This window comes from Mycobacterium sp. (genome assembly GCF_044223235.1).
Classification (GTDB): domain Bacteria; phylum Actinomycetota; class Actinomycetes; order Mycobacteriales; family Mycobacteriaceae; genus Mycobacterium.
This window is the reverse complement of sequence record NZ_JBGAME010000001.1, coordinates 385,163-396,843: the sequence shown is the minus strand read 5'-3', so window position 1 is coordinate 396,843 and position 11,681 is coordinate 385,163. Positions and strand designations below refer to the sequence as shown.

The window sequence follows — 11,681 nt, the reverse complement described above, 5'->3', positions numbered from 1 at the left end:
CCTTTGCCAGGCGCTACAGATCCAAGCCGATGTCGAGGGCGCGCACCGAATGGGTCAGAGCGCCGACCGCCAGGTAGTCGACCCCGGTTCCGGCGTAGTCCGCCGCGGTCGCCAGCGCGAGGCCGCCAGAGGATTCGAGCAGGGTGCCGGGGGCGCGATCGTTGCGGCGCTGCACGGCGATCTGGGTCTGCCAAACCGGGAAATTGTCCAGCAGCACCAGCTCGACGTCCTCGGCGAGCACCTCGTCGAGCTGCTCGAGTGAGTCGACCTCCACCTCACACGGCAATTGCGGTGCCGCAGAACGAACTTGACGCAGTGCCGCGATCACCGAGCCCGCCGCGGCGACGTGGTTGTCCTTGATCAGCGCGGCGTCGCCCAGACCCATCCGGTGGTTGACCCCGCCGCCGACGCGCACCGCGTATTTCTGCAGTCCACGCATCCCGGGCAGGGTCTTACGGGTGTCGCGGATTTTGGCGCGCGTGCCCGCGACGGCGTCCACCCACAGCGCAGTGGCCGTCGCGATCCCGGACAGATGCGTCATCACGTTGAGCATGGTGCGCTCGGCGGTGAGCAGGCCCTGCGTCGGCGCGTCGATGGTGAGCACCGCCGCCCCGGCATCGACCCGCGCTCCGTCATCGATGCGGTGCACCACACGGTAGCCATCGGGTCCGATCACGAGATCGAGCGTCACCAGGGCGATCTCCACACCCGCGATCACCCCTGGCTCGCGGGTGACCATCGACGCGGTCGTGGTTGCGTCCGCTGACACGGTGGCCAGCGTGGTCACGTCGGGCCCGTAGCGCAGGTCCTCCTCGAGGGCCCGCTCGACGAGGCTGCGGGCTTCACCGAGTTCGGTCTGTGACAGTTGACTCAGCAGCACGCGGCGACCTTCGTCGCGACGACCACGTGTCCGTCCGCGTCGAGACGCACCGCGGTGCTGACGGCCTGCGCCGGATCGGTCGCGGGGTGGTCGCCGCGGTGGTGGCAGCCGCGCGACTCGGTGCGCTCCCGTGCCGCGGCGGCGACCACCCGCGCGGTCAGCGTCAGCGCGGCATCCTCGACGTCGGCGCGGCTGCAGGGCGGGCGGCCGGTGGCCGCGTCCAGAATGTCGCTCAGCCGGTTCAGGCCGTCCCCGTCGCGGACCACCGATGCGTAGCGGGTCATGGCGCGCTGCAGATCCCCTCGGTCGACCGCAGGAGAGTGCGGAGCCTGCAATCCAACGCGAGCAGGCGGAGCCTGCAATCCGGCCTGAGCAGGCGGAGCCTGGCGGGCCGAATGCTCGGCGGCGGCCCGGCCGGAGCGCCCGCCGACGACCAAACCCTCCAGCAGGCTGTTGGACGCCAGCCGGTTCGCACCGTGCATGCCGGTCCGCGCGACCTCACCGGCCGCGAAAAGGCCCGGCAGATCGGTACGGCCGTGCACATCGGTCACCACACCGCCGCAGCTGTAGTGCGCCCCTGGCACCACCGGGATGGGCTGACGCGTGGGATCGACACCGGCCCGCAGGCAGGCGGCCGTCACCGTCGGGAACCGTCGTGCCACGTCGTCGACAGCGCGCGCGTCGAGATATACGCACGGGTCCCCCGTCGCCCTGAGTCGGTCGTCGATCGCGGCGGCGACCACATCACGCGGCGCGAGGTCACCCATCGGGTGCATGCCGGCCATCACCGAATCACCCCGGGCGTCGATCAGGTTCGCGCCCTCGCCGCGCAGCGCCTCGGTGATCAGCGGGCGCCTGCCGCCCGTGTGGCCGTCGAACAGCATGGTTGGGTGGAATTGAACGAATTCCAGATCGCTGACCGGCACCCCGGCCCACAGCGCCAGGGCGACCCCGTCCCCGGTCGATCCGACGGGGTTGGTGGTGGCTGAGTACAGGTGGCCGAGCCCGCCGGTGGCCAGGATCACCGAGGGGGCGTGCACGACGCCGAGCCCGTCGGCGTTGACCACAAGCACTCCGGTGACGGCCGCTCCATCGTGGAGCACTCGCAGCGCCACATGGTTGCGGCGAATGTCGAGAAAGCGCGCCGCGTGATCGAGCGCGCGCTGCACCTCGGCCCCGGTGGCGTCACCGCCGGCATGGACGATGCGGCGCCGCGAGTGCCCGCCCTCCCGGGTGAGGGACCACCGCCCGGGTTCGGCCTCGTCGAACCGTGCCCCGTCACCGGCCAGACCGGCGACCGCGCGGTAGCCGTCGGCGACGATGGAGCGCACCGCATCCGGATCGCACAATCCACCTCCCGCCGCGAGGGTGTCGGCGACGTGCGCCTCGACGGCGTCGTCGGTGTGTGGCAGCACCACGGCGATACCGCCCTGGGCGTAGCACGTCGCGGTACTGCCCGAAAGGTCAGAAGCCTTGCTCAGCAACAACACCCGGGCGCCGCGACGATGTGCGGCCAGGGCGGCCGCCAGGCCGGCCACACCGGTTCCGATGACGACGACGTCGGCGTGCTGCTGCCGCGCCGGCGTCATTCACCACCCCCGGGCTGGCCGATCTCGATCATCCGCTGCACGCTGCGCCGCGCCAGCCGGGCCGTCTCGGGGTCCACGTCGACGACATCGGCGCCCTCGACGAGGCAGCGCAACACCGCAGCCGGGGTGATCATCTTCATGTATTTGCAGGACGCCCGGTCGTTGACCGCACGGAAGTCGACATCCGGTGCGGCACGGCGCAATTGGTGCAACATCCCGACCTCGGTGGCGACCAGCACCTGGCGTGCGCCGGTCTCGCGGGCCGCGTCGAGCATGCCGCCGGTGGACAGGATCTTCACCCGGTCGGCCGGGTACGCGCCCTCGCCAGCGAGATACAAAGCCGAAGTGGCACAACCGCATTCGGGGTGAACATAGAGTTCGGCATCGGGGTGCGCACGCGCCTGCGCGGCGAGCTCGTCGCCGTTGATGCCCGCGTGCACGTGGCACTCGCCCGCCCAGATATGCAGGTTCTTGCGTCCCGTCATCCGCCGGACGTGGGCACCGAGGAACTGGTCCGGGCAGAACAGCACCTCCCGGTCGGCCGGGATGGAGGCGACGACCTCGACGGCGTTGGACGACGTGCAGCAGATGTCGGTGAGGGCCTTGACCGCCGCGGTGGTGTTCACGTACGACACCACGACCGCGTCGGGATACTCGTTCTTCCAGGCCAGCAGCTCGTCGGCGGTGATCGAGTCGGCCAGTGAGCATCCGGCGCGCTGATCCGGGATGAGGACCGTCTTGTCGGGGCTGAGGATCTTGGCGGTCTCGGCCATGAAATGCACGCCGCAGAACACGATGGTGTCCTCGGGCGCATCGGCCGCGATACGCGACAGGGCCAACGAATCACCGACGTGGTCGGCCACGTCCTGAATCGCGGGCAGCTGATAGTTGTGCGCCAGCAGGGTCGCACCGCGCAGTGTCACCAGGCGGCGCACCTCGGCCGCCCACGCGGCGTCGCCGTCAACGCCCGAATAACCGCCGGGACCGTCGACGATCCGGCTTGCCACATCCTCCGCGAGAGCGTGGTCGAGAACCGTCACGGGGGCCTCCTCTATGCTGGTCAGGTTTTCGACTTATAATCGAAAACATGGTTCATACTAGCACTGACCACGAGGTGCTGGCCGTGGTGCTCCAAATTCGCGGCAACCACGGGGACACTTCCGGGAAACCCGCACTTCACGTGCTGTTATGGCAACGCGCCCTCGAACCCGAGCGCGGCAAGTGGTCCCTCCCGGGGGGACGGTTGGGCGGCGACGAGGACCTCACCAGTTCCGTCCGCCGGCAACTCGCCGAGAAGGTCGACCTCCGGGAGCTGACACATCTGGAGCAGCTCGCGGTGTTCTCCGATCCGCACCGGGTGCCCGGCACCCGCACCATCGCATCGACGTTCCTCGGCCTGGTGCCCTCCCCCGCGACGCCGGAGCTACCCGCCGACACGCGGTGGCATCCCGTCAGCGCACTGCCACCGATGGCCTTCGACCACGGCCCCATGGTGCAGCACGCCCACAACCGGCTGGTCGCCAAGCTGTCGTACACGAACATCGGATTCGCCTTGGCGCCAAAGCAATTCGCGCTGTCCACACTGCGCGACATCTACGGCGCGGCGCTGGGCCATCAGGTCGACGCCACCAACCTGCAGCGCGTACTGGAGCGCCGCAACGTCATCACCCGAACCGGAACAACCGCGCGCTCTGGCCGCAGCGGTGGCCGGCCCGCCGCACTGTACCGCTTCACCGACGCCCACTACCGCGTCACCGACGAGTTCGCGGCATTTCGCCCGCCCGGGTGAGTCGAGTGGATTCTTAATGACTTCTTAAGTAAGAATGTCTAAATGGACCTGGGCAGTGCAGCGCGCCGGGGCGGAGCCGAGTGGATCGGCCGGCCGCCACACGAGGATCTGCAGCGCAAGACGCGCCCCGTTGTCCCGTCGAAGGATCCGTTCTACGAACCACCCCAGGGCTTCGAGCTGTCGGCGCCCGGCACCGTGCTGCGCTCACGCGACGTCGAGCTGGCGTTTCTCGGGCTGATCCCGCAGCGGTTCACCGCCACGCAGCTGCTGTACCGCACCACCGACCTGAACGGCGGTCCCCAGACGGCGGTCACCACCGTGGTCGTACCCACCGAGAGGACGTCCGAGGGGCGCTGTCCGATCGTGTCCTACCAGTGCGCGATCGACGCGGTGGCGGGCCGGTGCTTCCCGTCGTACGCCCTGCGCCGCGGCGCCAAGGCCGTCGGATCGCTCGCCCAGCTCGAATTTCTCCTGGTGGTGGCGGCGCTGGCCGAGGGCTGGGCGGTGTCGGTTCCCGACCACGAGGGGCCGTCGGGCACCTGGGGCGCGCCGTACGAACCGGGCTACCACATCCTCGACGGGGTTCGCGCCGCACTCAATTGTGCGCAGCTCGACCTGTCGCCCGATGCGCCCGTCGGACTGTGGGGCTACTCCGGTGGCGGCCTGGCCACCGGCTGGGCGGCGGAGATGTGCGGCAGCTACGCGCCCGAACTCAACGTCGTCGGCGCCGTGCTGGGCTCGCCGGTGGCCGACCTCGGCAACGCGTTCCGCCGGCTCAACGGCAGTGTCTATGCCGGGCTGCCCGCGATGGTCGTCGCCTCGCTGTCCAACGTCTATCCCGGCCTGCACAAGATCATCCAGGAGCACGCCACCGACAAGGGTAAGGCGCTGCTGGAGCAGCTCTCGAAGATGACGACGGCCCACGCGGTGCTGCGTATGGCGGGCAGGGACCTGGGCAAGCTGGTCGATCAGCCCCTCGAGCAGATCCTGCAGACCCCCGAGGTCCAGTCCGTCTTCGACAGCATCCGGCTGGGCACCGCGGTGCCCAGCCCGCCGATCCTGATGGTCCAGGCCGTACACGATCGCGTCGTCTCGGTCGACGACATCGACGAGCTGACCCACATCTACTGCGACGGCGGCGCCAGCGTCACGTACCACCGCGACCTGTTCAGCGAGCACATGCTGCTGCATACGATGTCGGCGCCGATGACGCTGCGCTGGCTGCGCGACCGGTTCGCGGGTAAGCCGCTGCGCGAGCACCTCACCCGGACCAAGTGGCCGACGCTGCTCAACCCATCGACCTACCGCGGCATGCTGCGCCTCGGCGTCATCACTGCGAAGGTCATGACGGGACGACGGGTAGAACGCCGCCCCCTCTCCCAGTTTGATCGATAGGCCCAGTTTGATCGATGAGCCCGGGCTGACCGATGGCCACCGGATACTCGGGGGGCCATCCGCCGAGGTCGTCGCGGGGTGTCGACACCGCCGCCAGGGCGTACACCAGCGCCGCGATCGCCGCGGGGAACAACACCATGGTCGCGATCTGCAGCGGCGTACTGCCGAAGAACACGCCGGGAGCCTCGGTGATGTGGTGCACGCGGTGCTCCGGCGACACGGGAGCACCCTCGATGTCGATGGCACCGTAGCGCCAGCGCACCAGCGCCGTCCCCACGCCGCCTGCGAAGCCCGCGGCGATCCCGCAGCCCAGCGCCAGCGCACCGACCATGACCGGTCCGCGGTGCGCCCGCCACTGCCAGACCAGCACTGCAGCGACGACGGCCACCGTGACGAGCATGCCGAGCATCATGAACGCCGAGGTGAAGAAGTGGTCGGCCTCACCGTCCAGATAGGCCCGGACCTTGTCGCCGCCGCGGGTCAGCACGATCACCCCGCGCACGGGCGGCGCGAGCACCGACCAGAGCGCGCCGATGGCCGCGCCCGCCGCGGCAAGCCCCCCGACGACGGCAATCGCGGCCTTACCGCGTGAGATGCGGGGCGCTTCCCCCGGGGAGGTCACGGGTGTTCTCTGCTCTTCATCTCCGGCTCCTGGCGCGAGCGCTCGTCGCGGCGCGAGCGCTCATCGGTGTTCTCTGCTCTTCATCTCCGGCTCCTCGCGCGAGCGCTCGTCGCGGCGCAAGCGCTCATCGGTGTTCTCTGCTCTTCGCGCAAGCGCTCATCGCCGCTCCTCGAGGTCACCCGAATCCAACAGCCCGTGCCGCGAGCATTTGGCCCACCACCCGTCGGGGCGCACCTGTACGACCATCCGCCGCCCGCATTCCGCGCAGAACCGCGGGGGTTCCAGGCCGAGCTGGGCGGCGGCCGGGGTGGCGCCGCCAAGGGGTGCGCCGGTGTAGACGTTGAACTTCTGGCCCATTACTAGAGGCTGGCGTTGAGCGCCTTGATGGGCATCTGCAGGTCGTCGAGCAGTTCCAGATCGGCCTCGGCGGGGCGGCCGAGGGTGGTCAGGTAGTTGCCGACGATCACGGCGTTGATGCCGCCGAGGATGCCCTTCTTGGCGCCAAGGTCGCCGAGCGTGATCTCGCGGCCACCGGCGAACCGCAGCATGGTGCGCGGCAGGGCCAACCGGAACGCGGCGACCGCCTTGAGCGCCTCCACGGCTGGCAACACGTCGAGATCGCCGAACGGCGTGCCGGGACGCGGGTTGAGGAAGTTCAGCGGCACCTCGTGAGGATCGAGTTCGGCGAGGTTTGCTGCGAACTCGGCGCGCTGCTCGAGCGTCTCACCCATGCCGAGGATTCCTCCGCAGCAGACCTCCATGCCGGCCTCGCGGACCATCTCCAGCGTGCCCCAACGCTCTTCCCACGAGTGAGTGGTCACGACGTTCGGGAAGTACGACTGCGCGGTCTCCAGATTGTGGTTGTAGCGGTGTACGCCCATCTCTTTGAGGCGATCCACCTGCTGCTGCGTGAGCATGCCCAGCGAGCAGGCGATCTGGATGTCGACCTCGTTGCGGATCGCCTCGATGCCGGCGGCCACCTGGGCCAGCAGGCGCTCGTCAGGCCCGCGCACGGCGGCCACGATGCAGAACTCGGTGGCGCCGGTCTTGGCGGTCTGCTTGGCCGCCTCCACCAGGCTGGGGATGTCCAGCCACGCGCTGCGCACCGGCGAGGCGAACAGCCCCGACTGCGAGCAGAAGTGGCAATCCTCGGGGCAGCCACCGGTCTTGAGGCTAATGATGCCCTCGACCTCGACGTCGGGACCGCACCACGCCATCCGCACCTCGTGGGCCAGCGCGAGCAGCTCGTCGAGACGGTCGTCGGGCAGCCGAAGGACCCGCAGTGTCTGGTCCTGGTCGAGGCCCTCGCCACGCTCCAGCACCTGTTCGCGTGCCTCGGCCAGAATGTCCGTCACCCCGTTGCCTCCCTGGGCAGTTAAAACGTCAACACAGAAGCGCCGTTCAGCACGTCGGCTAGCCGACCATTGAACACCGTTCAGGTTAGGGTACCGGTGTGCAGCTCCACAAACGGGATGTGGTCGACGCGGCGACCGCGATCCTCGACCGCTACGGGATCGCCGATCTCACGATGCGGCGCCTGGCACGCGAGCTCGACGTGTCCCCCGGCGCGCTGTACTGGCATGTCGCCAACAAGCAGGAGCTGCTGGGCGCGGTCGCCGACCGGATTCTCGAGCCGCTGCTGGCCGACGCGCCCACGGGCCCGTGGCGTGACCGTATCGTCGGCGACTGCCGGGGGCTGCGCGATGCCCTGCTGTCGCATACCGACGGTGCCGAGCTCGTGTCCGCCAGCTTCGCGGCCGGTCAATCCGACGCAGCGGCGGCGATCGTCGCCCGCCTCACCGCCGCGGCCGCGGAGGCGGGCTTCGATGCCACCCACGCCGAGCTCGCGGCCCGCACGGTCGTCTATTACGTGCTGGGTTTCACCGCCGACGAGCAGTCGCGGCTGCAGTGGGACGCCGCCGGGGCGGACATTCCGGAGGGCCAGCAGGTCTGGACCCAGGACGCCGACAGCAGGTTCACGTTCGGGCTGCACCTGCTGGTCGCCGGGCTTCGCAGCCACACCATCGAGATCGACGCCAGCGCGGAAAAGTACGAGTGGAGGCCGCGCTAACGTCGATCTCGGCGATAGCCGCGCTGCCTCAGTGCGTCTTGCAGTCTGGCGATGATCTCTGCGGGCCGGTCCTCGGCGATCACGCGCACGATTTTCCAGCCGCCGCGCTCGATCCGGCGCTGCCGCTCGATATCCCACGCATACCGCCTGCGGTCGGTGCGGTGGTAGTCACCGTCGTACTCGGCGGCGACCATGTAGTCGCGCCAGCCCATGTCGAGAACGCCGACGATCCGCCAGTCGTCGAGGACGGGTATCTGAGTCGTCGGTCGCGGTAATCCGGCGTCGACCAGGAGCAGCCGCAGCCACGTCTCCTTCGGCGATGCGGCTCCGGCGTCGACGAGCGGCAGCGTTGTGGCAAGCGAGCGGACCCCGCGGGCACCCTTGTACCGCCCGGCCAGCGCCAGCACGTCGTCCATCGCGAAGACCTGTACCCGCAGCAGCGCGTCGAGCCGCGCCACCGCCGCATCACGATCGAGGTGGCGGGCCAGGTCAAAGGCCGTTCTGACACGCGTCGTCACCGGGATTCCGGCCACCTTGGTGATCTCATCGGCGGCGATCGACTCGTTGCGCACCACCAGCCCGGGTTGCGCCCGCGCATTCGGCGCGATCAGCTCGATCGAACTGTCCGGGTCGACCCATGAGGCGCCGTGCAAGGCGGACGCGGCGGCGCCCGCCACCACCCCGCGCCTCCCCGACCACAGCCACGCGCCATAGGTCCGGTCACGCAGCGTCGGCACTGCATCGCGCGGCAGATAGACGTCCCGGAAGATGGGCCGATACCACCGGCGAAGGGCGTGCTCTGTCAACCTGCCCGCCGCCACGGCCGCGCTGCCCCTGAACACCTCCCCCATGCGCCGATGATGTCGGCGGGCACCGACACGGGTCAGCCGATCGGGTACTCCCGCCTGGTGTTGCCGTCCCACCGCCGCAGGCCGACGATGGCGCCGTCCAGTTCGGCCGGGCGACCTGCGATCCGCAGCGCCGTGGCGAGCTGCGCCGGCGCGACCCGGCGGGCGAGGGTGACATGCGGCGTCCATTGACCCGGCTGTGTGTGTGGCACCGGCCCCGGCGAGAGGTGCGGCAGGCACAGGCGGTACACGTCGGCGTGCACATCCAGCATCGCCGGGCTGGGCACCAGGAGCCGGGCCAGCACCGCCGACCGCCCGAACACCAGGGCGGCACCGATCCGGCACGGTATCGGCAGGCGTGCGGCGACGGGCGCCAGCAGCGCATCGACGTCGGGCGCGATGTGCTGGGCCACCGTCATCGTCGCGTGCGGCCTGCTGGCCGGCGCCTGACTGGGCACGCCCGCCCCGGCGAGGCCATCCCAGATACCTCGGATGACGTCCTCTGTGCCCCGGTCGAAGACCAGCTCGACGGAGTGGACCATCTCAGGTCAGGCCCGCAACCCACGCGGCGTCGAACGCGGCGGCCGACGTCGCCTCGAACTCCGCCGGGCTGAGCGATCCAGCGCCCGCAGGCAGCACCGCGCGCACCGGGGCCAGCGCCTCCAGCGCCGTGCGGTTGGACAGCTCCGCGACACCCGGGTCGGCAGGCCAGGCCCCGATCACCAACCCCGCGCAGGCAATGCCGTGGCTCGCCAGCGATTCCAGCGTCAGCGCGGTGTGGTTGAGGGTGCCGAGGCCGGGGGCGGTCACCACCAGAACCGGAGCCGACAATGCGGCCGCCAGATCGCGCACGGTCACCCTGTCGCATCCAAGTTCGACCAGCAGCCCGCCTGCACCCTCCACCAGAGTCAACCGGCCGGGTGCGTCGGCGTCGCGCACCGACTCGAGCAGATCCGCCCGTGTCGGCAACGCCATCGCGGCCCGCTGCGCCGCCGCGACGGGTGCCAGCGGTTCGGGGTAGCGCCACCCGCCGTGCAGCGCATCGGCGCCTGCCAGCCTGCCGACCTCGGCCAGATCGTCGTCGCCGTCGTCGGTGCCGGTCTGCACCGGTTTGCACACCGCGACGTCCATCTGCAGGGTCCGGGCTCGGCAGGCCAGGGCGGCGGTGGCGACCGTCTTGCCGACCCCGGTATCGGTGCCGGTGACGAACAGGACGGTCATGGCCGCAGTGCGCCGAGCACTTCCGCGAACACCCGACGGGCCAGCGCCAGCTCATCCTCGGACAGCGACGCCCGCGCCGTCAGCCGCAGCCTCGAGGTGCCCTCCGGCACCGTCGGCGGCCGGAAGCAGCCCACCCGCACCCCAGAAGCCAGACACGATTCGGCAGCGGCCAGCGCCACCTCGGGAGCCCCGAGGATCACCGACACCACCGCGGAATCGGGACGCGCGGCGGCGCAGGCGTCGGCCAGGGTCGCGGCGTGGCCGAGCACCGCCGCGGCGCGCCACGGCTCCGCCCTGAGCACTCGCAGCGCCGCCAACGCCGCACCCACCGCGGCCGGGGCGAGCCCGGTGTCGAAGATGAACGCCCTGGCGGCGTCGATGAGATGCGCCCGCACCGCGGCGGGGCCGAGCACCACCCCGCCCTGGCTGCCCAACGCCTTGGACAGCGTCGTGGTCATGACGATGTCGGGCGCTCCGGCCAGGCCGGTCTCGTGCAGCAGACCGCGCCCGCCGCTGCCCCGAACGCCGAGGCCATGGGCCTCATCGACGATCAACAGGGCGCCGCGACGGCGGCAGACCTCGTGCAGATCGCGCAGCGGGGCGAGGACTCCGTCCGCGCTGAACACCGAGTCGGTGATGACGACGGCGCGCTCTTCGCTGCGCGCGGCCAGCGCCGCGTCGACCGCGTCGACGTCGCGGTGCGGGGTCACCACCACCCGCGCGCGCGACAACCGGCAGGCATCCACCAGCGAGGCGTGCGTCAGCGCGTCGGACACCAGCAGCGAACCCGCACCCGACAGCGCGACCACCGCGCCGAGGTTGGCGGTGTAACCCGACGAGAAGACCAGGGCCGACTCGGCGCCGACGAACTCGGCGAGCTCGGCCTCGAAGGCTTCGTGCAGTTCGGTGTTGCCCGTGACCAGGCGCGAACCCGTCGAACCGGCACCCCAGGTACGCAGCGCCTCGACGCCGCCGTCGATCACATCCGGATGCTGGGAGAGTCCCAGATAGTCGTTGGAGGCCAGGTCGAGTTCGGCCCCGACCGGGGGGCGGGTGCGCAACGAGCGCCGCAGCCCCGCGGCCCGACGCTGCCGTTCCACCTCGTCGAGCCAGGTCAGCGGAGAGATACCTGCACGGGTCACCGGACGCACCTCCTGTCTTGCAAATCTGCTCTTCGCGCAAGCGCTCATCGCCCAAATCTGCTCTTCGCGCAAGCGCTCATCGCCCAAATCTGCTCTTCGCGCAAGCGCTCATCGCGCCTTGAAC

At 70.3% G+C, this 11,681-nt stretch carries 13 protein-coding genes; 3 read left to right on the top strand and 10 right to left on the bottom strand.

Features of this window, described 5'->3' with window-relative positions; genetic code table 11:
• Positions 1–13 precede the first annotated feature (13 nt).
• The 3 genes from nadC to nadA are packed head-to-tail and all read right to left on the bottom strand — an operon-like array spanning position 14 to position 3,476.
• A complete protein-coding gene (nadC, locus tag ADBZ6K_RS01730; protein ID WP_526344088.1) occupies positions 14–880 on the bottom strand; it encodes a carboxylating nicotinate-nucleotide diphosphorylase in 867 nt (288 codons plus the stop codon).
• The gene (locus ADBZ6K_RS01725) at positions 871–2,469 is read right to left on the bottom strand and encodes an L-aspartate oxidase (RefSeq protein WP_526344087.1); all 1,599 of its coding nucleotides are present in this window, start codon (positions 2,467–2,469) and stop codon (positions 871–873) included. Before ADBZ6K_RS01725 ends, nadC begins: the two co-directional genes overlap by 10 nt.
• A complete protein-coding gene (gene nadA, locus ADBZ6K_RS01720) occupies positions 2,466–3,476 on the bottom strand; it encodes a quinolinate synthase NadA (protein WP_526344347.1) in 1,011 nt (336 codons plus the stop codon). The genes ADBZ6K_RS01725 and nadA overlap by 4 nt, the downstream gene beginning before the upstream one ends.
• Positions 3,477–3,556: 80 nt before the next feature.
• Here nadA and ADBZ6K_RS01715 point away from each other — a divergent pair, with 80 nt between their 5' ends.
• Both ADBZ6K_RS01715 and ADBZ6K_RS01710 read left to right on the top strand, forming a co-directional pair.
• On the top strand, positions 3,557–4,258 hold the full coding sequence (locus ADBZ6K_RS01715) for an NrtR DNA-binding winged helix domain-containing protein (RefSeq protein WP_526344086.1): 702 nt from the start codon (positions 3,557–3,559) through the stop codon (positions 4,256–4,258).
• 42 nt (positions 4,259–4,300) lie between these two features.
• On the top strand, positions 4,301–5,653 hold the full coding sequence (locus ADBZ6K_RS01710; RefSeq protein WP_526344085.1) for a lipase family protein: 1,353 nt from the start codon (positions 4,301–4,303) through the stop codon (positions 5,651–5,653).
• On the opposite strand, the gene ADBZ6K_RS01705 is transcribed toward ADBZ6K_RS01710, so the two are convergent.
• The 3 genes from ADBZ6K_RS01705 to bioB form a co-directional block, all read right to left on the bottom strand.
• A complete protein-coding gene (locus ADBZ6K_RS01705) occupies positions 5,601–6,275 on the bottom strand; it encodes a DUF2567 domain-containing protein (protein ID WP_526344084.1) in 675 nt (224 codons plus the stop codon). The genes ADBZ6K_RS01710 and ADBZ6K_RS01705 overlap by 53 nt on opposite strands.
• 156 nt (positions 6,276–6,431) lie before the next feature.
• Entirely contained in the window at positions 6,432–6,632 is a 201-nt protein-coding gene (gene bsaP / locus ADBZ6K_RS01700) for a biotin synthase auxiliary protein BsaP (protein WP_526344083.1), read from the bottom strand.
• A gap of 2 nt (positions 6,633–6,634) precedes the next feature.
• Positions 6,635–7,630, bottom strand: a complete 996-nt coding sequence (gene bioB / locus ADBZ6K_RS01695; RefSeq protein ID WP_526344082.1) for a biotin synthase BioB — start codon at positions 7,628–7,630, stop codon at positions 6,635–6,637.
• Between the two features lie 98 nt (positions 7,631–7,728).
• Here bioB and ADBZ6K_RS01690 point away from each other — a divergent pair, with 98 nt between their 5' ends.
• Positions 7,729–8,346 carry a TetR/AcrR family transcriptional regulator gene (locus ADBZ6K_RS01690; protein ID WP_526344081.1) on the top strand — a complete coding sequence of 206 codons (618 nt, stop codon included), beginning with the start codon at positions 7,729–7,731 and terminating at the stop codon, positions 8,344–8,346.
• On the opposite strand, the gene ADBZ6K_RS01685 is transcribed toward ADBZ6K_RS01690, so the two are convergent.
• The 4 genes from ADBZ6K_RS01685 to bioF are packed head-to-tail and all read right to left on the bottom strand — an operon-like array spanning position 8,343 to position 11,605.
• Positions 8,343–9,197 carry an endonuclease domain-containing protein gene (locus tag ADBZ6K_RS01685; protein WP_526344080.1) on the bottom strand — a complete coding sequence of 285 codons (855 nt, stop codon included), beginning with the start codon at positions 9,195–9,197 and terminating at the stop codon, positions 8,343–8,345. The two genes, ADBZ6K_RS01690 and ADBZ6K_RS01685, sit on opposite strands and share 4 nt — an antisense overlap.
• Positions 9,198–9,229: 32 nt before the next feature.
• Positions 9,230–9,736 (bottom strand): 2'-5' RNA ligase family protein, encoded by a 507-nt coding sequence (locus ADBZ6K_RS01680; RefSeq protein WP_526344079.1) that lies wholly within the window; start codon positions 9,734–9,736, stop codon positions 9,230–9,232.
• Between the two features lies 1 nt (position 9,737).
• A complete protein-coding gene (bioD, locus tag ADBZ6K_RS01675; RefSeq protein ID WP_526344078.1) occupies positions 9,738–10,415 on the bottom strand; it encodes a dethiobiotin synthase in 678 nt (225 codons plus the stop codon).
• Complete coding sequence (gene bioF, locus ADBZ6K_RS01670) at positions 10,412–11,605, bottom strand: 8-amino-7-oxononanoate synthase (RefSeq protein WP_526344077.1); 1,194 nt, start codon at positions 11,603–11,605, stop codon at positions 10,412–10,414. The genes bioD and bioF overlap by 4 nt, the downstream gene beginning before the upstream one ends.
• Positions 11,606–11,681 lie beyond the last annotated feature (76 nt).

What these genes read in the sequence shown, in the direction of transcription:
- bioD (WP_526344078.1), bottom strand. Translation starts at nt 10,415, where the DNA reads ATGACCGTCCTGTTCGTCACCGGCACCGATACCGGGGTCGGCAAGACG.
- ADBZ6K_RS01685 (WP_526344080.1), bottom strand. Translation starts at nt 9,197, where the DNA reads ATGGGGGAGGTGTTCAGGGGCAGCGCGGCCGTGGCGGCGGGCAGGTTG.
- ADBZ6K_RS01680 (WP_526344079.1), bottom strand. Translation starts at nt 9,736, where the DNA reads ATGGTCCACTCCGTCGAGCTGGTCTTCGACCGGGGCACAGAGGACGTC.
- bioF (WP_526344077.1), bottom strand. Translation starts at nt 11,605, where the DNA reads ATGAGCGCTTGCGCGAAGAGCAGATTTGCAAGACAGGAGGTGCGTCCG.
- bsaP (WP_526344083.1), bottom strand. Translation starts at nt 6,632, where the DNA reads ATGGGCCAGAAGTTCAACGTCTACACCGGCGCACCCCTTGGCGGCGCC.
- ADBZ6K_RS01715 (WP_526344086.1), top strand. Translation starts at nt 3,557, where the DNA reads ATGGTTCATACTAGCACTGACCACGAGGTGCTGGCCGTGGTGCTCCAA.
- ADBZ6K_RS01710 (WP_526344085.1), top strand. Translation starts at nt 4,301, where the DNA reads ATGGACCTGGGCAGTGCAGCGCGCCGGGGCGGAGCCGAGTGGATCGGC.
- ADBZ6K_RS01725 (WP_526344087.1), bottom strand. Translation starts at nt 2,469, where the DNA reads ATGACGCCGGCGCGGCAGCAGCACGCCGACGTCGTCGTCATCGGAACC.